General features: G+C 64.2%; 18 protein-coding genes. 10 read left to right on the top strand and 8 right to left on the bottom strand.

Annotated features, from left to right (window positions below):
* Window positions 1-20: 20 nt before the first annotated feature.
* Both ACOJSJ_RS07865 and ACOJSJ_RS07860 read right to left on the bottom strand, forming a co-directional pair.
* Window positions 21-3,188, bottom strand: a complete 3,168-nt coding sequence (locus ACOJSJ_RS07865; protein ID WP_420144430.1) for an efflux RND transporter permease subunit — start codon at window positions 3,186-3,188, stop codon at window positions 21-23.
* 115 nt (window positions 3,189-3,303) lie between these two features.
* A complete protein-coding gene (locus ACOJSJ_RS07860; protein WP_420144429.1) occupies window positions 3,304-4,476 on the bottom strand; it encodes an efflux RND transporter periplasmic adaptor subunit in 1,173 nt (390 codons plus the stop codon).
* 244 nt (window positions 4,477-4,720) lie between these two features.
* Here ACOJSJ_RS07860 and ACOJSJ_RS07855 point away from each other — a divergent pair, with 244 nt between their 5' ends.
* On the top strand, window positions 4,721-4,969 hold the full coding sequence (locus tag ACOJSJ_RS07855; RefSeq protein ID WP_420144428.1) for a GlsB/YeaQ/YmgE family stress response membrane protein: 249 nt from the start codon (window positions 4,721-4,723) through the stop codon (window positions 4,967-4,969).
* Between the two features lie 122 nt (window positions 4,970-5,091).
* Here ACOJSJ_RS07855 and ACOJSJ_RS07850 read toward each other — a convergent pair whose 3' ends face one another.
* From ACOJSJ_RS07850 to ACOJSJ_RS07840, 3 genes are all read right to left on the bottom strand, one after another.
* On the bottom strand, window positions 5,092-5,346 hold the full coding sequence (locus ACOJSJ_RS07850; protein ID WP_420144480.1) for a GlsB/YeaQ/YmgE family stress response membrane protein: 255 nt from the start codon (window positions 5,344-5,346) through the stop codon (window positions 5,092-5,094).
* Between the two features lie 213 nt (window positions 5,347-5,559).
* On the bottom strand, window positions 5,560-5,859 hold the full coding sequence (locus ACOJSJ_RS07845) for a DUF1153 domain-containing protein (protein ID WP_037476500.1): 300 nt from the start codon (window positions 5,857-5,859) through the stop codon (window positions 5,560-5,562).
* Window positions 5,860-5,963: 104 nt separating this feature from the next.
* Window positions 5,964-6,263: a hypothetical protein gene (locus ACOJSJ_RS07840; RefSeq protein WP_420144427.1), complete on the bottom strand. Its 300-nt coding sequence runs from the start codon at window positions 6,261-6,263 to the stop codon at window positions 5,964-5,966.
* A gap of 163 nt (window positions 6,264-6,426) precedes the next feature.
* On the opposite strand from ACOJSJ_RS07840, the gene mnmA reads away from it, so the two are divergent.
* The 5 genes from mnmA to thiL all read left to right on the top strand — a co-directional run bounded on the left by mnmA (window position 6,427) and on the right by thiL (window position 11,159).
* Complete coding sequence (mnmA, locus tag ACOJSJ_RS07835; RefSeq protein ID WP_420144479.1) at window positions 6,427-7,533, top strand: tRNA 2-thiouridine(34) synthase MnmA; 1,107 nt, start codon at window positions 6,427-6,429, stop codon at window positions 7,531-7,533.
* A 42-nt stretch (window positions 7,534-7,575) separates the two neighbouring features.
* Window positions 7,576-8,238, top strand: coding sequence for an ATP phosphoribosyltransferase (gene hisG, locus ACOJSJ_RS07830; RefSeq protein ID WP_420144426.1), 663 nt, complete (start codon window positions 7,576-7,578; stop codon window positions 8,236-8,238).
* A 105-nt stretch (window positions 8,239-8,343) separates the two neighbouring features.
* Window positions 8,344-9,633: a histidinol dehydrogenase gene (gene hisD, locus ACOJSJ_RS07825; RefSeq protein WP_420144425.1), complete on the top strand. Its 1,290-nt coding sequence runs from the start codon at window positions 8,344-8,346 to the stop codon at window positions 9,631-9,633.
* Window positions 9,634-9,718: 85 nt separating this feature from the next.
* The gene (gene nusB / locus ACOJSJ_RS07820) at window positions 9,719-10,165 is read left to right on the top strand and encodes a transcription antitermination factor NusB (protein WP_420144424.1); all 447 of its coding nucleotides are present in this window, start codon (window positions 9,719-9,721) and stop codon (window positions 10,163-10,165) included.
* A gap of 79 nt (window positions 10,166-10,244) precedes the next feature.
* On the top strand, window positions 10,245-11,159 hold the full coding sequence (gene thiL / locus ACOJSJ_RS07815) for a thiamine-phosphate kinase (RefSeq protein ID WP_420144423.1): 915 nt from the start codon (window positions 10,245-10,247) through the stop codon (window positions 11,157-11,159).
* Between the two features lie 5 nt (window positions 11,160-11,164).
* Here the strand turns inward: thiL and ACOJSJ_RS07810 are convergent, their stop codons facing one another.
* Window positions 11,165-11,797 carry a DUF1345 domain-containing protein gene (locus ACOJSJ_RS07810; RefSeq protein WP_420144422.1) on the bottom strand — a complete coding sequence of 211 codons (633 nt, stop codon included), beginning with the start codon at window positions 11,795-11,797 and terminating at the stop codon, window positions 11,165-11,167.
* A 33-nt stretch (window positions 11,798-11,830) separates the two neighbouring features.
* Window positions 11,831-12,406 (bottom strand): peptidase S14, encoded by a 576-nt coding sequence (locus tag ACOJSJ_RS07805; protein ID WP_420144421.1) that lies wholly within the window; start codon window positions 12,404-12,406, stop codon window positions 11,831-11,833.
* Between the two features lie 125 nt (window positions 12,407-12,531).
* On the opposite strand from ACOJSJ_RS07805, the gene ruvA reads away from it, so the two are divergent.
* The 4 genes from ruvA (at window position 12,532) to ACOJSJ_RS07785 (ending at window position 17,024) form a co-directional block, all read left to right on the top strand.
* Window positions 12,532-13,140, top strand: a complete 609-nt coding sequence (gene ruvA, locus ACOJSJ_RS07800; RefSeq protein ID WP_420144420.1) for a Holliday junction branch migration protein RuvA — start codon at window positions 12,532-12,534, stop codon at window positions 13,138-13,140.
* Window positions 13,137-14,156, top strand: coding sequence for a Holliday junction branch migration DNA helicase RuvB (gene ruvB, locus ACOJSJ_RS07795; RefSeq protein WP_420144419.1), 1,020 nt, complete (start codon window positions 13,137-13,139; stop codon window positions 14,154-14,156). The genes ruvA and ruvB overlap by 4 nt, the downstream gene beginning before the upstream one ends.
* A gap of 258 nt (window positions 14,157-14,414) precedes the next feature.
* Window positions 14,415-16,157, top strand: a complete 1,743-nt coding sequence (locus tag ACOJSJ_RS07790; protein ID WP_420144478.1) for an AMP-dependent synthetase/ligase — start codon at window positions 14,415-14,417, stop codon at window positions 16,155-16,157.
* 87 nt (window positions 16,158-16,244) lie between these two features.
* Window positions 16,245-17,024, top strand: a complete 780-nt coding sequence (locus tag ACOJSJ_RS07785) for a 3-keto-disaccharide hydrolase (RefSeq protein ID WP_420144418.1) — start codon at window positions 16,245-16,247, stop codon at window positions 17,022-17,024.
* A gap of 51 nt (window positions 17,025-17,075) precedes the next feature.
* Here ACOJSJ_RS07785 and ACOJSJ_RS07780 read toward each other — a convergent pair.
* On the bottom strand, window positions 17,076-17,432 hold a 357-nt coding region (locus tag ACOJSJ_RS07780), incomplete at its 5' end, for a UvrB/UvrC motif-containing protein (RefSeq protein WP_420144417.1).

The raw sequence follows: 17,432 nt of genomic DNA, 5'->3' as shown, positions 1-17,432 counted from the left end.
CCTGCCCGAATGCCACCGGATCATTCCGCCGGATGGACGGCGCGGACCGGCTTGCCGTCGTCGCCGGGCCTGTAGGTCAGCAGGCCGCGACCAAGGCGCGGCCCGATCCAGCTTTCAAGGCCGATCGCCAGACTGAAGATCGCGGGCACGATCACCAGCGTCAGGATGGTCGACAGCAACAGGCCGCCGATCACGGTGATGCCCATCGGCGCCCGCCATGCCGCGTCGCCCGACAGCGACAGCGCGGTCGGCACCATGCCCGCCACCATGGCGACGGTGGTCATCACGATCGGCTGGGCGCGCTTGTGCCCGGCATCGATGATCGCCAGCTTCTTGGGCACACCCTTTTCCATTTCCTCCAGCGCGAAGTCGATGACGAGGATGGAGTTTTTGGCGACGATCCCCAGCAGCATGAGCAGGCCGATGAACACCGGCATCGACACCGGCTGCCCCGCGATATGCAGCGCCAGCGCGCCGCCCAGCGGCGCCAGCAGCAACGATCCCAGATTGACGAAGGGCGGCATCAGGCGCTTGTAGAGCAGGGTCAGCACCGCCAGCACCAGCAGAATGCCGGAGAAGACGGCGATGGTGAAACTCTGGATCATTTCCGCCTGCCATTTGGCATCGCCCGCATTCAGCTTCTGCACGCCTTGAACCTTGCCCGCCAATATCTGCTTCATCAGGGGCAGCGCGTTGATCTTGACCATCGCCTGGCTGGTGACGATGCCGGGCGCCAGATCCGCGCCCACCACGACGCGGCGGATCTGGTTGTACCGGCGGATCTGCGTCGGCCCTGCGCCGAAACTGATGTCGGCGACGACGCGCAGCGGCACGGACCCGCCCGACACTGTCGGCACCGGCATGTTCTGGATGGTGGCGATGTCCTTGCGACTATCTTCCGCCAACGCGACGCGGATGGGGATCTGCCTGTCGGACAACGAGAATTTGGCGCTGTTCTGGTCGATGTCACCGATGGTGGCGATGCGGATCGACTGGCTGAGCGCCATGGTCGTCACGCCCATGCTGGCGGCCAGGTCAAGGCGCGGCTTGATGATGATTTCGGGCCGTTGCATGTCGCCTGCGACACGCGGCGCGCGCAATTCGGGGATGGCCGCCATTTCATGCACCAGCCGGTTGGCCGTCTGGTCCAGCAGCACCGGATCGTCGGACCCGAACATCATCACGATGTCGCGGCCGAAACCGCCGCCCGACTGCGACTGGAAATTGACGCGGGCGTCGGCGACCGTCTGGAATTTCGGCGCGACCTTGCGTTCCCAGTCGACCGAACTGATGGGCCTGTCCTTCTTCAGGGTCAGGAAAATGTCGGCGCCGGTCGGTTCGATGTCGGCGAACGCCGCCTCCACCATGTCCGTATCTGCGCTCAACATGTCGGCGACCTTGCGGGTGATCGCGGTAGTCTGGGCCAGCGTACTGCCCGGCACGGTTTCGATCTTCACCTGGCTGAAATCGGTGTTGGTCGTCGGCTGGAACGTCATGGGCAGCGTCGCAAAGGCGATGATCGTCGCGCCAAAGGCCGCGAAACCAGCGCCCAGCGTCCAGACCCGATGGTCGGTGAAGAATCCGGCGGCCTTGTTGCGGAAACCGCCGCGTGCGCGCCGTTCCTTCGCCTTCACATCGTCCAGCGACCAGCGCAGCACGCTCATATAGCGGTCCATCAGCCAGCCTTCGCCATGGCTTTCCTCGCCATGGGCCTTCAGGAAATAGGCGGCGATCATCGGCGTGATCAGGCGCGCGACGGCCAGGCTCATCAGGACGGATACGACCACGGTCATGCCGAACTGGATGAAAAACTGCCCGGCAAGGCCCGGCATCATCGCCACCGGCAGGAACACCGCGACGATCGCCATGGTGGTCGCCAGAACGGCGAGGCCGATTTCGTCCGCCGCGTCGATCGACGCCTGATAGGCTGATTTGCCCATGCGCATGTGGCGCACGATATTCTCGATTTCCACGATGGCGTCGTCGACCAGCACGCCCGCCACCAGACTGAGCGCCAGCAGCGAAATGCCGTTCAGCGTAAAGCCCATCATGTCCATGAACCAGAAGGACGGGATGGCTGACAACGGGATCGCCAGCGCCGAAATCATCGTTGCGCGCCAGTCGCGCAGGAACAGGAACACGATGACGACCGCCAGCACCGCGCCTTCGATCATCGCCGACATGGCGCTGTGATACTGGCCCTTGGTATATTCGACGCTGGTGTAAAGCTGCTTGAACTGGATCTTGGGATTTTCCTTCTTCAGCTGGTCCAGCACCTTGAGCGCTTCGTCATAGACGGTGACGTCCGACGAACCCTTGGCCTTTTCCATGCTGAAACTGGTGACCTGCCGCCCGTTCATCAGCGACAGGTTGCGCTGTTCGGCATACATGTCGCGCACGGTGGCGATGTCGGCCAGCTTGACGGTGCGTCCGCCCGAAATGGCGATCTGGGTTTCGCCCAGCGCGCGGGCGTTGGTCGCATTGCCCAACACGCGGATCGACTGTTCAGCCCCTGCAATTTCGGTGCGGCCGCCCGCCGCGTTCAGATTGACCTGAAGCAGTTGCTGGTTCACCTGCGCGGCGGTGACGCCATAGGCTTGCAATTTCGCGGGCTCGAGGATGACGCGGATTTCGCGGCTGACGCCGCCGCCGCGCTTGACCGCCGCCATGCCGCTGATCGAAAGCAGGCGCTTGGCGATGGTGTTGTCCACATACCAGGACAGTTCCTCCAGCGTCATGTCGGTCGCTTCGGCGCTGAAATAGGCGATCGGGCCGCCATCCACGTCGATGCGCTGCACCTGCGGTTCCAGGATGCCGTCGGGCAGGTCGCTGCGAATCTGGTCCACAGCGTTCTTGACGTCGTTGACCGCGCGGTCGACCGGCGTGCCGATCTGGAACTGCACATTGGTCAGCGACTGGCCTTCGGATGCGAAGGAGGTGATTTCATCGACGCCGCTGATGCCGCGGACGGCTGCTTCGACGCGCTGGGTGACCTGCGTTTCCAGCTCGGTCGGCGCGGCGCCGGGCTGCGACACGGTGACGCTGACCATGGGGAAGCTGACGTCGGGGTTGTTGTTGACGTCCATCCGCATGAAGCTGACGATGCCCGCCATCATCAGGGCAGCGAACAATACCAGCGGCGTCACCGGATTGCGGATGGCCCATGCGGAAATGTTGCGAAAATTCATGACGGGCTTCCCTCACCGGACGCACATGCGCCCCGTTCAACCTGTTGGGCGCGCGCCAGTGCGCGCATCATGCATGGGGGCGACGAACGGGCCGCCCCCCTGTCGTTCCGCCCCTTCAGGGGGCCTTCATCAATTCGGGCTTCACCTTCTGCCCCGGCGTCAGGAAGGCGGCGGCAGACGTGACGATGCTTTCCGTGCCGTCGATACCGCCGGTCACGGCGACACCTGCGTCGGACACTTGGCCCACGGTCACGTCGCGCCGTTCCACCTGCCCCTTGGCATTGACGATATAGACATAGCTGCCCTTGGGATCGCTCTGCACCGCCGATTCCGGCAGCAGGGGGGCGTTGCCCGATCCGCTGGTGATCAGCGCGGATGCAAAGCCGCCCGGCCGGATGGCGGCATTATAGGGCACGGCGATGCGGGCGATGCCCTGCCGCGTCTGCGGATCGACCACCGGCGACACCTGCCATACGCGCCCGGCAAAGCTCCGGCTGCTGCCGATGGGGGTGATGGTAGCGCTGTTGCCATTGCGCAGCGTCGCCAGATCGCCTTCGGCCACCTGCGCCTGCATTTCCATTTCGCCGTCCTTGGCCATGCGGAACAATACGCCGCCGGTCGCCTGCACGATCTGGCCCGGCTCGACGGTGCGCGTCAGGACAAGGCCGGCGGCAGGCGCGCGAATGTCCAGACGGCCGGTGCGCGCCTGCTGTTCGGCCAGCTGCGCCTGCGCGACGCGCAACTGCGCGTCGGCCTGATCGCGGGTGGCGGTGCGCTGGTCGATGTCGGCCGCGCTGATGAAGCCGCGCCCGGACAGCGCCTTGGCGCGATCCAGCTGTGCCTGCGCCAGCTTGGCATTGGCGCGCTGCACTTCCACCTGCGCCGCCAGCGAACGCCCCTGTTCGGTCTGAACCGACCGTTCGATCACGGCCAGCGTCTGTCCGGCGCGAACCCAGTCGCCCGGCTGCACCAGCACGCGTGTCACCATGCCGCCTTCGCCCACCACGCCGACCGGCATGTCGATCCGTGCGGCCAGCGATCCCGTCGCGCTGACGGTGCGGGCGACCATCGACTGGCCGGGCCGCACCACGGTGACGACGGGCACCTGCGCCGTGGGGGCGGTCGGCCCGCCCGCCTTTTCGCCGCGCATCGCGATCCATGTCGCGCCCAGCACCAGCAGGATCGCCACGCCGCCGCCGATCATCAGCAGCCGCTTGCGCCGCCGGCGCGAGTCATCTTCATCGATGATGACCATCGAATCGCCCGTCAGCTGGGTTTCGTAATTCATGCCGCTCTCATCTCTCCGGCGCTTCGCCCTCTTAGCCACTGTGTTATATGAATATAGCACCGCCCTCAAGCCCCAATATCATGCTTCGCAAAGCCGCGCCAAAACGAAATGCGCGGCAAAGCGGTCCATGGGGATGGCGGATTGTACAGATCTTACCCGTCAGGCCACATTGACTTGCCAAAAATGCCGGACTGTGGCGCTATGGGGAACGGGTCGATGCTTATATATAAAAAGGGAACGCAGCATGGACTTGCTGGGATGGATCGTGGTCGGCCTGGTTGCAGGCGCGGCCGCACGGCTCATCATGCCCGGTCGCGATCCGGGCGGGTGCATAGTCACTCTGTTATTGGGAATAGCCGGTGCCTTGCTGGCGGGGTTCGTCGGCCGACTGGCGGGCTTTTATGCGCCGGAGGAAAAGGCGGGTTTCGTCGCTGCCATATTGGGAGCGGTCGCCGTGCTGGCGCTATATCGCTGGTTTGTCGGGCGGCGTTAGAAGGCGCGAATTGGAGCATTTTTCGGTCCAGTCAGGCCGATGATGCTCTGGAAGCGTGAAATGACATAAAAAAGGGGCCGCGCCATCAACGCGGCCCCTTTTGTCATGCGATCATGCGCTGTTTATCGCACCGATCCGCGACGCACCAGATTGACGATCGCCAACAGGATGATCGCGCCGATCAGCGATACGATGAAACTGGTGATCGACAAGGCCGGGTTCACATTGCCGCCGCTGAAAATCAGGCCGCCGATAAAGGCGCCCACGATGCCGACGACGATGTTGAGCAGGATGCCCTGCTGCGCGTCGGTGCGCATGACCATGCTGGCAAGCCAGCCGACGATGCCACCAACCACCAACCAGATAATAAGTCCAATCATGGCATATCTCCTTGACCACGCTCCAGCGTGCTGGGTGCGGATTCAACGGAGGACGGGGCGTCGCGTTCCATCGATGAAAAATGATTCCGGCATGGAAACCATCGCGGCGCTTCGCCGTTTTGGCGCGTCATTTTGTCTCTGAACATGCGCAAGGGCCGCCGAATGGTGATCCGGCGGCCCTTCAAATCGTCACTGACGGCGGAAAAGCGGTCAGTATTTCTGCTGCCGTTCATAGAGCGACTTATAATATTGGATGCGCGTCACGCGCAGGCCGTGCATGCCCGATCGGTCGACCGCGCGCTGCCATCCGGCGAATTCTTCCAGCGTCAGATTATAGCGTGCGCAGGCTTCATCCACGGTCAGCAGACCGCCGTTGACGGCTGCCACCACCTCTGCCTTGCGCCGCACGACCCAGCGGGTCGTATCTGCCGGCGGCAGGCTATCCAGCGTCAGTGGCTCTCCGAGCGGCCCTACGACCTGGGCGGGCCTGATTTTCTGGTTCTCGATCATTCTTACCCTCAAAGTGCGGCACTGGCGTTACCGATTTCAGCTGTATTTCCCTGTATGCGCGTCAGCCCTGAACATCGGCTAAAGCGCCACGGTAAACACCGCCTTCATCTTTCCTGCCCCCTGGCTAAACGGCTCGCGATCAACGGGTTAAAGCTTCCCGCGAGACGTACGGCTTCGATCTTGCCGCTCGAATCCGGCGCGAAAATTCCCGCCAGTTCCTGAACCCAGTCATCGCTTCCGCCCTGCCCCCGCAGGACGCCCGCCACCGCCTGCGCGGTCGGACTGGCCGCTTGCGCAGCCGCCGTGGCAGCTCGCAGAAATGGCCAGGCCGGCACCCGCGGCCGGTTAAAGGGTCTGGGGGTGCCGGGTTTCAGCCCGCCGCCCCGAAGGAAACTCAGATCCATGACCCCCTGTTTACGGACCAATGAATAAGGGTCCGTAAACTTGGGGAAGCATTCGTGACTCGTTCGACCGGCCTTTTCCGTCGATCCGTCCCGATTAGGGGCATCAGGGGGTGATAATTCGTTAACTTTTGCGCGGCGGGCGACCATGCACTATATGCGCGCCATGCAGCCCCAGTTTCAGCTTTCCGAGCCGCTCGATGCGCGGCGTATTGTCGTTGCCATGTCCGGCGGCGTGGATTCCAGCGTCGTCGCCGCCCTTGCCGCCAAAACCGGGGCGGAAGTGATCGGCGTCACGCTTCAGCTTTACGATCATGGCGCGGCGGTAGGGCGCACCGGCAGCTGTTGTGCGGGGCAGGACATCAGGGATGCACGCGCGGTCGCGGACCGCATCGGCATCGCGCATTACGTCTTTGATTATGAAACGGCCTTTCGCGAATCGGTGATCGCCGATTTCGCCGATGAATATATGGCCGGTCGCACGCCCATTCCCTGCGTGAAATGCAATATGGGGGTGAAGTTCACCGACCTGTTCCAGATCGCCCGCGATCTGGGCGCCGATTGCCTGGCCACCGGCCATTATGTCCAGCGGATCGAAGGAGCGCAGGGTGCGGAACTGCACCGCGCCGCCGATCCGGCGCGTGATCAGAGCTATTTCCTGTTCGCCACGACTCAGGCGCAGCTCGACTATCTGCGCTTTCCGCTGGGTGGCCTGCCCAAGCCGCAGGTCCGCGAAATCGCCGCCGAACTCGGCCTGTCGGTGGCGCTCAAGCCCGACAGCCAGGACATCTGCTTCGTACCCGATGGCGATTATGCGAAGATCGTGCGGAAACTGCGCCCCGGCGCGGATGAAGGCGGCGACATCGTCCATGTCGATGGCCGGACGCTCGGTCGGCACAAGGGGCTGATCCATTATACGGTCGGCCAGCGCAAGGGGCTGGAGATCGGCGGCCAGCCCGACCCCCTCTATGTCGTGCGTCTGGATGCGGAGGCGCGCCGCGTCATCGTGGGGCCAAAGGCTGCGCTGGCCGTGTCGGGCGCGCGCCTGTCGGACATCAACTGGCTGGGCGGCGACTTTGCCGGGCCGCTGACCGCCAAGGTGCGATCGATGGCAAAGCCCGTTCCCGCACGGCTCGACGGCGATCGCCTGATCTTCGCCGCGCCCGAATTTGGCGTTGCGCCGGGGCAGGCGGCGGTCCTTTATGCCGGCGACCGCGTGCTGGGTGGCGGCTGGATCGCGCAGACGCAAGCCGCGATGGCGGAGGCGGCCTGAAATCTTGTGTTTCAGGGGCGTGACCGGTAAGGCGCGCGCGTCATGACTCGTTCGCTCACCTTTGCCATCCCCAAGGGGCGCATCCTCGATGAAGCGCTGCCCCTGCTCGCCAAAGCCGGTATCGAGCCGGAAGCGGAGTTTCATGACAAGAAGAGCCGCGCGCTGCGTTTCGCCACGAACCGGCCCGACGTATCGATCATCCGGGTGCGCGCGTTCGACGTCGCGACCTTCGTCGCCCATGGCGCGGCGCAGATCGGTATCGTGGGTTCCGATGTGGTGGAAGAGTTCAACTATTCCGAACTGTACGCGCCCGTGGACCTCGACATCGGCCATTGCCGCCTGTCGGTCGCGGAACCGGTCGACGCCGCTGACGAGGATCAGGCCGCGATCAGCCATGTTCGCGTCGCCACCAAATATCCGCACCTCACGCGCCGCTATTATGAACAGCGCGGGCTTCAGGCCGAATGCGTGAAGCTGAACGGCGCGATGGAACTGGCGCCTTCGCTCGGCCTGTCGCGCCGGATCGTGGATCTTGTGTCGTCGGGCGCGACGCTCAAGGCCAACGGGCTTGTCGAAACCGACATCATCATGCAGATCAGCGCGCGCCTGATCGTCAATCGCGCCGCGTACAAGATGCGCTCGGCCGAACTGTCGCCAATGGTCGATGCCTTCCGCGCCGCCGTGGGGGTCAAAAATGCCGCATGATTTTCCCCCACGTGTTCCTGCGAAGGCAGGAACCCAGTCGAGCGGGTGGAGCTGGGTTCCTGCCCTCGCAGGAACATATTGTTTGCTGACGCAGGGATCGCGCGTATGACCCTCCGCCTGTCCACCGCCGATGCCGGTTTCGCGGCCGCCTTCATCGCATTGGTCGATGCCCGCCGCGAAGCGGACGAGGATGTCTCGCGCGACGTCACCGCGATCCTGAAGCGCGTCCGCGCCGAGGGCGACGCTGCGCTGGCGGATTATACGCAGCGTTTCGACCGCCACGACCTTGCCGTCAGCGGCTGGGCGGTGACGCCTGCGGAAACGCGCGCGGCGCTCGACGGCATATCCACGGAACTGCGCGACGCGCTGGAACTAGCGGCGGCGCGCATCACCGCCTACCATGAAAAGCAGCGCCCGCAGGACAGCGATAGCGTGGACAGCGCGGGCGTACGCCTTGGCGCGCGGTGGAGCGCGGTGGATGCCGCTGGCCTTTATGTGCCGGGCGGCCGCGCCGCCTATCCCAGTTCGCTGCTGATGAACGTCATTCCGGCCAAGGTCGCGGGTGTAGAGCGCATCGCCATGGTCACGCCGACCCCCAATGGCGACATCAATCCGCTGGTCCTTGCCGCCGCGCAGATTGCGGGGATAGAGGAAATCTGGCGGGTAGGGGGCGCGCAGGCTGTCGCCGCGCTTGCCTATGGCACTGACCGGATCAGGCCGGTCGATGTCATCACCGGCCCCGGCAACGCTTGGGTCGCCGAAGCCAAACGCCAGCTTTATGGCGTGGTCGGCATCGACATGGTGGCTGGCCCTTCGGAAATCGTCGTCGTTGCCGATGGCCGGAACGATCCGGAATGGACCGCCGCCGACCTGCTCAGTCAATCGGAACATGATCCGACCAGCCAGTCGATCCTGTTCACCGATGACGCGGCCTTCGCCGATGCCGTCGCGCAGGCTGTCGAACGCCAGATACCGCAGCTCGCCACCAGCGCGGTCGCCCGCGCCAGCTGGGACGCCAATGGCGCGATCATCCTCGTGCGCGATCTGGACGAAGCCATGCCGCTGGTCGACCGGCTCGCCGCCGAACATCTCGAACTCGCAGTCGATGATCCCGACCGCTATTTCGCGCAGGTGCGCCATGCCGGGTCGGTCTTCCTCGGCCGCATGACGCCCGAAGCGGTCGGCGATTATGTCGCGGGGCCGAATCACGTCCTGCCGACCGGCCGTCGCGCCCGCTTTTCGTCGGGGCTGTCGGTGCTCGACTTCATGAAGCGCACCAGCTTCCTCAGCCTCACGCCCGATGCCATCGGCGCCATCGGCCCCGCCGCGGTCGCGCTGGCGCAGGCGGAAGGGCTGCCCGCGCATGCCGCTTCTGTGGCGCTTCGTTTGAAATAAAAATCCTTTCGCTTCGAACGAAGTCGACAAAGCCGCACCTGGCGGTTCTCGACAAGCTCGAACCGAACGGAGTAGGGACATGCATATGAAAGACCGTTCCAAATCCCGCTCCGCCGCGCGTCTTGCCGCGGTGCAGGCGCTCTACCAGCTGGAAATGGAGGGCACGCCTCTCCACCTGCTGCTGCACGAATTTCACCAGCACCGCCTTGGCGCCACGATCGAGGATGTGACCTACGCCCAGGCGGAGGAGCCTTTCTTCGACGACATCGTGCAGGGCGTGGACCGTCGCCGCGACGAAATCGACGCGCTGATCACCGCCCGCCTGTCGAGCGGCTGGAGCCTTGATCGTCTCGACAAGCCGATGCGCCAGATCCTGCGCGCGGGCACCTATGAACTGCTCGCCCGCGCCGATGTCGGCACCGGCACGGTCATCAGCGAATATGTCGATGTCGCCCATGCCTTCTACGACAAGCGTGAGGCTGGCTTCGTCAACGGCCTGCTCGACGCCGTGTCGAAGGACGTGCGCAAATAAAGCCGTAAAGCTGTCTAGCCGCGCGCCTTTGGCGCATTTTCCAGACAGACTCTGCGCTGCCCCCGTATAGATAGGGATCATGTCCGGCGAATCCCGCTTCCTCACGCTGCTGCGTCTGCTCGCCCATGATCCGGCGGCGCAGGGGCTGGTGGACGATGTCGCGATCCTGCCGGTGGGCGACAGCCGCCTGATCCTGACCAGCGATACGATGGTGGAGGGGGTCCATTACCTCCCCACCGATCCGCCGCAGGACATTGGCTGGAAACTGGCGGCGGTGAACCTGTCCGATCTGGCGGCAAAGGGCGCGCGGCCGGTCGGCTGCCTGCTGAACTATGCGCTGTCGGGCGACGATGCATGGGATGAAGCCTTCATCGCGGGGCTTGGCGAAGCGCTGGACCGGCACGCCATGCCGCTGCTCGGCGGCGATACGGTGAAAATGCCGGGCGCGTCGGCCCGCAGCTACAGCCTGACCGCCATCGGCGAAGCGACAGGCGCCGTCCCCACGCGCATCGGCGCAAAGCCGGGCGACCGCCTCTATGTCACCGGTCCGGTGGGGAATGCGGGCATCGGTCTGGACCTTGCCCGTGCCGATCCGTCGGCGTCCGGCCCGTTGGTGGAGGCCTATCGCCGTCCGCGCCCGCGCATGGCCGAAGGCGCGCTGATCGCCCCGCTGGCCAGCGCCATGATGGATCTGTCCGACGGCCTGCTGATCGACGCGTCGCGCATGGCGCAGGCCAGCGGCGTCGCCATCACCATCGATCATGTGCCCCTGTCCGCCGCGCTGGAACAGGTGCGCGGGGCCAGCGTCGCGGTACAGATCGCCGCGGCGCAGGCGGGCGACGATTATGAACTGCTCTTCGCCCTGCCGCATGGCGTCGCCCCGCCCGTGCACGCCATCCCGATCGGTCATGTGGGACAGGGGGCGGGCCTTACCCTGCTGATCGACGGCGCCGTCATGCCATTGCCCGATCGGCTCGGCTGGGAACATGGCTGACCCGGTCAGCCGCCGCCCAGCACGTTGATGGTAAAGGCCAATATGCCAAGGTTGAACAGGAAGGCCGCGAAACACTGGAACAGCACGGTCCGGCGCATCGCGGTGGATGTCACCGACACGTCGGACGTCTGGAATGTCATGCCCAGCGTGAAGGCGAAATAGAGGAAATCCCAATATCCTGGCTCATGCGTGTCGGGAAAGTCCAGCCCGCCCCGGTCCTTGCCCTTTCCATGGGGCATGTAGAACCGGTGCGCATAATGCATCGCATAGACGATGTTGGAAAACAGCCAGGCGATCAGCAATGTCGCCAGCAGCAGGGCGATGGTCATGCCATCCGGCCCGCCATGCTGGCTGACCGCCACCCCCACCGCGACCAGTATGACGATGCTGACGATCCCGGTCAGCAACAGCATCAGTTCGCGATTGGCATCGTTGGCCAGCGCCTTGTGCCGCATCGACGCCGCGTTGGAATTGAGCAGCGGCCCGACCGAGGCGGTGAAGGCGATGGCCGCGATGTCGAACCCCGCCATCACCGCCTCATGCCATGGCAGGACCATCGCCAGCGGCACGACGACCGCCAGCAGGGCCAGAAACATACCATAACGCCATGGGAAGAAGGATGCGCGCATGACCGTCATCAAATGCCCATGCGCGCGCTCTGGCAAGCTTCTTTACAGGACCGCGGCGATCAGACCCAGCGCCTGCGCCTCATTGGCTTCCAGATACCAGTTTTCGGGCGCCTTTTGCCGCAATTCCTCCATCGTCACCTGCGATCCCAGAATCAGATTCTGGAACCCCTCATTCTGGATCGCGATCGACGTTTCGATTTCGTTGAGCGTCGCCTTCAGCGTCGCGATGCAGGTGGAAAGCGGCCCGGCCAGCTGCAGGCTCTTGGTGATGATCCGTTCGTGAATCATCAGCCGCGTGCCGCGCGTCAGGTAGCGATTTTCCGTCGCGAAAAAGCTCATGAAGGTCGCGCCAGCCGAATAGACGGCCGTGCGTCCCAGGAACACCAGCCGCCGTTCGGGATAAAGGTCGGAATGGAAGCGAATATCCTCCCCCATCAGCCGTGCGATTTCCGGATCGCCGCCCAGCGTGGAAAGCTCCACGACGACCAGCCCTGTCTGCGGCGCGGTCGACAGGCAATTTTTGAAATGCAGATACATGCCATGATCGACCACGCCCGACAGCATGATCGATGGAAATTCGAAATCCTTTGGGGAAAGCAGGGGGGCAGTCGTCAGCATGATGATCCTCATCTGGTCGCATGTCGCGCTGCACTACGCTCGGGATCGCAAAAGGTGCCGCGCTTTTGACTGGCGTGGCGCGCAACAGCCTGTAAAGAACAGATCATGACCAAAGGGCAGGGCCAATGATTGCGAAACTCAAAGGGCTGCTGGACAGCACTGGAATCGACCATGCCGTCATCGATGTGAACGGGGTCTGCTATCTGGTTGGCGCATCGTCGCGCACGCTCGCCGCGCTGGGCGCCGTGGGGGAAGCGGTGACGATCCATACCGAAATGCTGGTGTCGGACGACGCCATTCGCCTCGTCGGCTTCGCCCGGTCGGACGAACGCGACTGGTACCGGTTGCTGACCCATGTGCAGGGCGTGGGATCGCGCGTCGCGCTTGCCATCCTGTCCGCGCTGGAGCCGCATGAGCTGCACCGCGCCGTAGCGACGGGGGACAAGGCGATGGTGTCGCGTGCCAACGGCGTCGGCCCGAAACTGGCCCAGCGCATCGTCAATGAATTGAAGGACAAGATCGGCGCTGCGCCCGGCGGCGGTCCGGTCTCGTTGGGCGGCGTCGCGCCCCTGCCGACCGACGGCTTCAGCGCCGACGCGCTGTCCGCGCTCCAGAATCTGGGCTTCAAACCGCATGAAGCCAGCCTTGCCGTCGCCGCGGCGGAGGAAGAACTGGGCGACGGCGCCAGCCTCGACGCCCTCGTCCGCCTCGCCCTGCGAAAGGCGGCGAAGTGACCGAAGACCGCCTCATCACCCCTGCGCGTCGTCCCGAAGATGTCGATGCGGCGCTGCGCCCCAAATCACTCGACGAATTTGTCGGGCAACAGGCCGCGCGCGAAAATCTGCGCATCTTCATTCAGGCGGCGAAGTCGCGTGGCGATGCGCTGGACCATGTGCTGTTCTTCGGCCCGCCCGGCCTTGGCAAGACGACGCTGGCGCAGATCGTGGCCAAGGAAATGGGCGTGGGGTTCCGCGCCACGTCCGGCCCGGTCATCGCCAAGTCGGGTGATCTTGCCGCGTTGCTCACCAATCTGGACGAAGGCGATGTCCTGTTCGTGGACGAAATCCATCGTCTCAATCCGGCGGTCGAGGAAGTCCTCTATCCCGCGATGGAGGATCGCGCGCTCGACCTGATGATCGGGGAGGGGCCATCGGCCCGTTCGGTGCGCATTGACCTGCCCCGCTTCACGCTGGTCGGCGCGACGACCCGGCAGGGGCTGCTCACCACGCCGCTGCGCGACCGGTTCGGCATCCCGGTGCGGCTGCAATTCTATACGGTCGACGAACTGGAACTGGTGGTACGCCGTGCCGCCCGGCTGCTCGACCTGCCGATCACGTCGGACGGCGCGATCGAAATCGCCCGCCGTTCGCGCGGCACGCCGCGCATCGCGGGTCGCCTGCTGCGCCGGGTGCGCGACTTCGCCAATGTCGCGGGTGCGCCGACCGTGGATGCAAAGGTCGCCGATGCCGCGCTGCAACGGCTGGAGGTCGATCATCTGGGCCTCGACCTGATGGATCGCCGTTACCTGACGATGATCGCCGACATCTATCGCGGCGGTCCGGTGGGCGTCGAAACGCTGGCGGCGGGTCTGTCCGAAGCGCGCGACACGATCGAGGAAGTGGTCGAACCCTATCTGATCCAGTTGGGCCTCATCGCCCGCACCGCGCGGGGGCGCTGTCTCAACGGTCCGGGCTGGAAACATCTGGGCCTCAACCCACCCGCCGGGTCGCAGGATGGTTTGTTCGACTAGAGCGATTTCCAGGCGATCGGAACCGATCGCTGGTTAAGAAATCGCGGGGAACGCAAGACTTGGAGCGGTCATCTGATTCAAGCAGATCGAAAACCTCTCCAGACGGAAAAGCATCGGCAGGAAACCATCGGAAAGCCATGGCCGTTACGGTAAGGCATCGTTATAGCCTTGCCACAGGTACAGGCGTGCAACAGACGCGCCGATCATCGCAGGAGTCGAGCCTTGAGGGCGATTGAAAAGTTTCCGAACCTTGTCACCATGTTCTTCGCGCGTGCGCAGGAAAAGGGCGATGCCCCCTTCCTCTGGCGCAAGAGCGGCGGCGAATGGCAATCGCTCAGCTGGACGGAAACGGCGCGACAGGTCGCATCCATCGTTGCCGCGCTGAAGGCGCAGGGCCTCAAGGCCGGCGATCCGGTCATGCTGGTCAGCGAAAATCGCCCTGAATTCTGCATCGCCGACCTTGCCATCATGGCGGCGGGCTGCGTCACGGTGCCGACGTACACCACCAACACCACGCGCGACCATCAGCATATCCTGACCGACAGCGGCGCGCGCGCCGTCATCGTGTCCACGGCCAAGCTGGCGCAGACGTTGATGCCCGCCGTCGTGCGATCGCAGGTCGCCTTCGTCATCGGCATGGAGCCGCTGCGCGGCGCGCAGGGCACGTCGACCTGCCACCTGTGGAGCGACCTGATCGCCGCCTATCCAGGCGATGCGGACGGCGTCGCCGCGGCGCAGAACGCCACCCGCGACGATCAGGCCTGCATCATCTACACCAGCGGCACCGGCGGCGCGCCGCGCGGCGTGATGCAGCATCATGGCGCCATCCTCGCCAATGTGGAGGGTGCGGGCCAGGTCGTGCTGGAGGATTTCGGTTGGGACGACGAAGTGTTCCTGTCCTTCCTGCCGCTGTCCCACGCCTATGAACATAGCGCGGGCCAGTTCCTGCCCATGCTGCTGGGCGGGCAGATCTATTATGCCGAAGGTCTGGAAAAGCTCGCCTCCAATATCGAAGAAACCCGGCCGACCATCATGGTCGTCGTCCCCCGCCTGTTCGAAGTGCTGCGCACCCGCATCATGAAATCGATCGAAAAGCAGGGCAAATTCCCCAATTATCTGATGGCGCAGGCGCTGCGCATCGCGGCGAAGGAGCAGGCGGGGCGCACGTCCATCCTCGACCTGCCGGTCAAGGCGCTGCTGGCCCGCACCCTCATTCCCAAGGTCCGCGCACGGTTCGGCGGGCGGATGAAGGCGCTGGTGTCGGGAGGCGCGCCGCTCAATCCCGATGTCGGCCTGTTCTTCGACGCGATGGGGCTGACCCTGCTACAGGGCTATGGCCAGACCGAAGCCGGACCGATCATCAGCTGCAACCGCCCGGCGGCGGGCATCGCCATGGACACGGTCGGCCCGCCGCTTGACGGCGTGGAAGTCAGGATCGCCGAAGATGGCGAGATATTGGTGCGCGGCGAACTGGTCATGCATGGCTATTGGCGCAACCCGGCGGAAACCGAAAAGGCGCTCAAGGATGGCTGGCTTCACACCGGCGACATCGGCGAAATCGACGCAAAGGGCCGCATCCGCATCACCGACCGCAAGAAAGACCTGATCGTCAATGACAAGGGCGACAATGTCTCCCCGCAAAAGGTCGAAGGGATGCTGACGCTCCAGAATGAAATCGGGCAGGCGATGGTCCATGGCGATCGCCGCCCCTATCTGGTCGGGCTGGTCGTGCCGGATGCCGAATGGACGCGCGAATGGGCGATGGAACAGGGCGTCGCGCTGGACAGCGTTACGGCCAATCCGGCCTATCAGGCGGCTTTGCGCGCGGCGGTCGACCGGGTGAATGACGATCTGTCGGTGCTCGAACGGGTACGCCGCTTCATTCTGGCCGACGAAGCCTTCACCATCGAAAATGAGGAAATGACCCCGTCGATGAAGATTCGCCGCCATGTGATCCGCAAACGCTATGCGGACCGGCTGGACGCGCTTTACAAGGGATAGGATATGGGCGCCCTGTCTGGACGCGCCGTCCGCAATCGCGCACAACGCAGCGGACTGGAATGGATGAAGGGGGAGGGCAGCCGGGCCATGAGGATATTTGCGATCGCCGCCATGGCGCTGCTGATGGGCGCCGCGCCTGCACCTAAGTCTGCGCCTGAACATCCGTGGCAGCGCATCTTTGACGGGAAGTCGCTTGATGGCTGGACGCCCAAGATCACGCACCGCGCGCTCGGCGAAGACCCGCTCCGCATGTTCATCGTTCAGGACGGCGCGATCCGCGTGTCCCACGCCCATTATAAGAGCTTCGACGGAGAATTTGGTCACCTCTTCTGGAAAGAGCCGCTGGGCGCCTATCGCATCCGCTTCGAATATCGGCTGTTTGGAACCTCGCTGCCCGGAATCAAGCCGTGGCAGGCGACCAATAGCGGCCTGATGTTCCATGCACAGCCACCCGAAACGATCCGCCGTGATCAGGATTTTCCGGTAAGCATTGAAATGCAGCTGCTGGCCACGCCCCGCCCGACGGAGGAGCCGAGCGGCAATGTATGTACGCCGGGCACCACCATTCTGTTTCAGGGCAAACGCGATCCCCGCCATTGCATCCTGTCCGATTCCACGCCGCTGCCCGCCGGGCGCTGGACCAGAGCCGAACTGGAAGTACTGCCTTCAGGCGAGGTCACCCATTATATCAATGGCAAGCCGGTGCTGCATTATGCGGGCGTCGAACTGGACCCGGAATTTGACGATGCCAAACCGCTGATCGCGGCCGCCGGCGGCGCGCTACAGCTCAAACGCGGCTATATCGCGCTGCAAAGCGAAGGCCATCCCATCGAATTCCGGAATATCGAACTGCAACGACTGGATTGACGCGGTGGCCCTTTCCGATTTCCCAATCGGGTACAAAGGAAAGAGGGGCCATCACCGGCCAAATTTCTTCTGCACCTTGCCATATCGCATCTTCCGCGTTCCCGGCTTGCCTTCGGTCGCCCGTCCGCGCGGTGCCGCGACCTGCTGCTCGGCGGGCAGGCCCAGTTCCTCGGCCTCCAGCTTGCGGATTTCGTCGCGGATGCGCCCGGCTTCCTCGAATTCCAGATCGGCGGCGGCGGCGCGCATCTTCTTTTCCAGATCCTCGATATAGGCGCGCAGGTTATGGCCGACGAGGTGCGGCCTGTCCTCCAGCCACGTTTCGACCGTGACCTGATCCTTGCTCGCCACATGGGCGATGATGTCGCCAATATTGCGCTTGATCGTGGTCGGCGTGATGCCGTGCTCCAG

It is taken from the genome of Sphingobium sp. (assembly GCF_048594625.1).
GTDB lineage: Bacteria > Pseudomonadota > Alphaproteobacteria > Sphingomonadales > Sphingomonadaceae > Sphingobium.
This window is presented reverse-complemented; position numbering and strand designations above follow the sequence as displayed.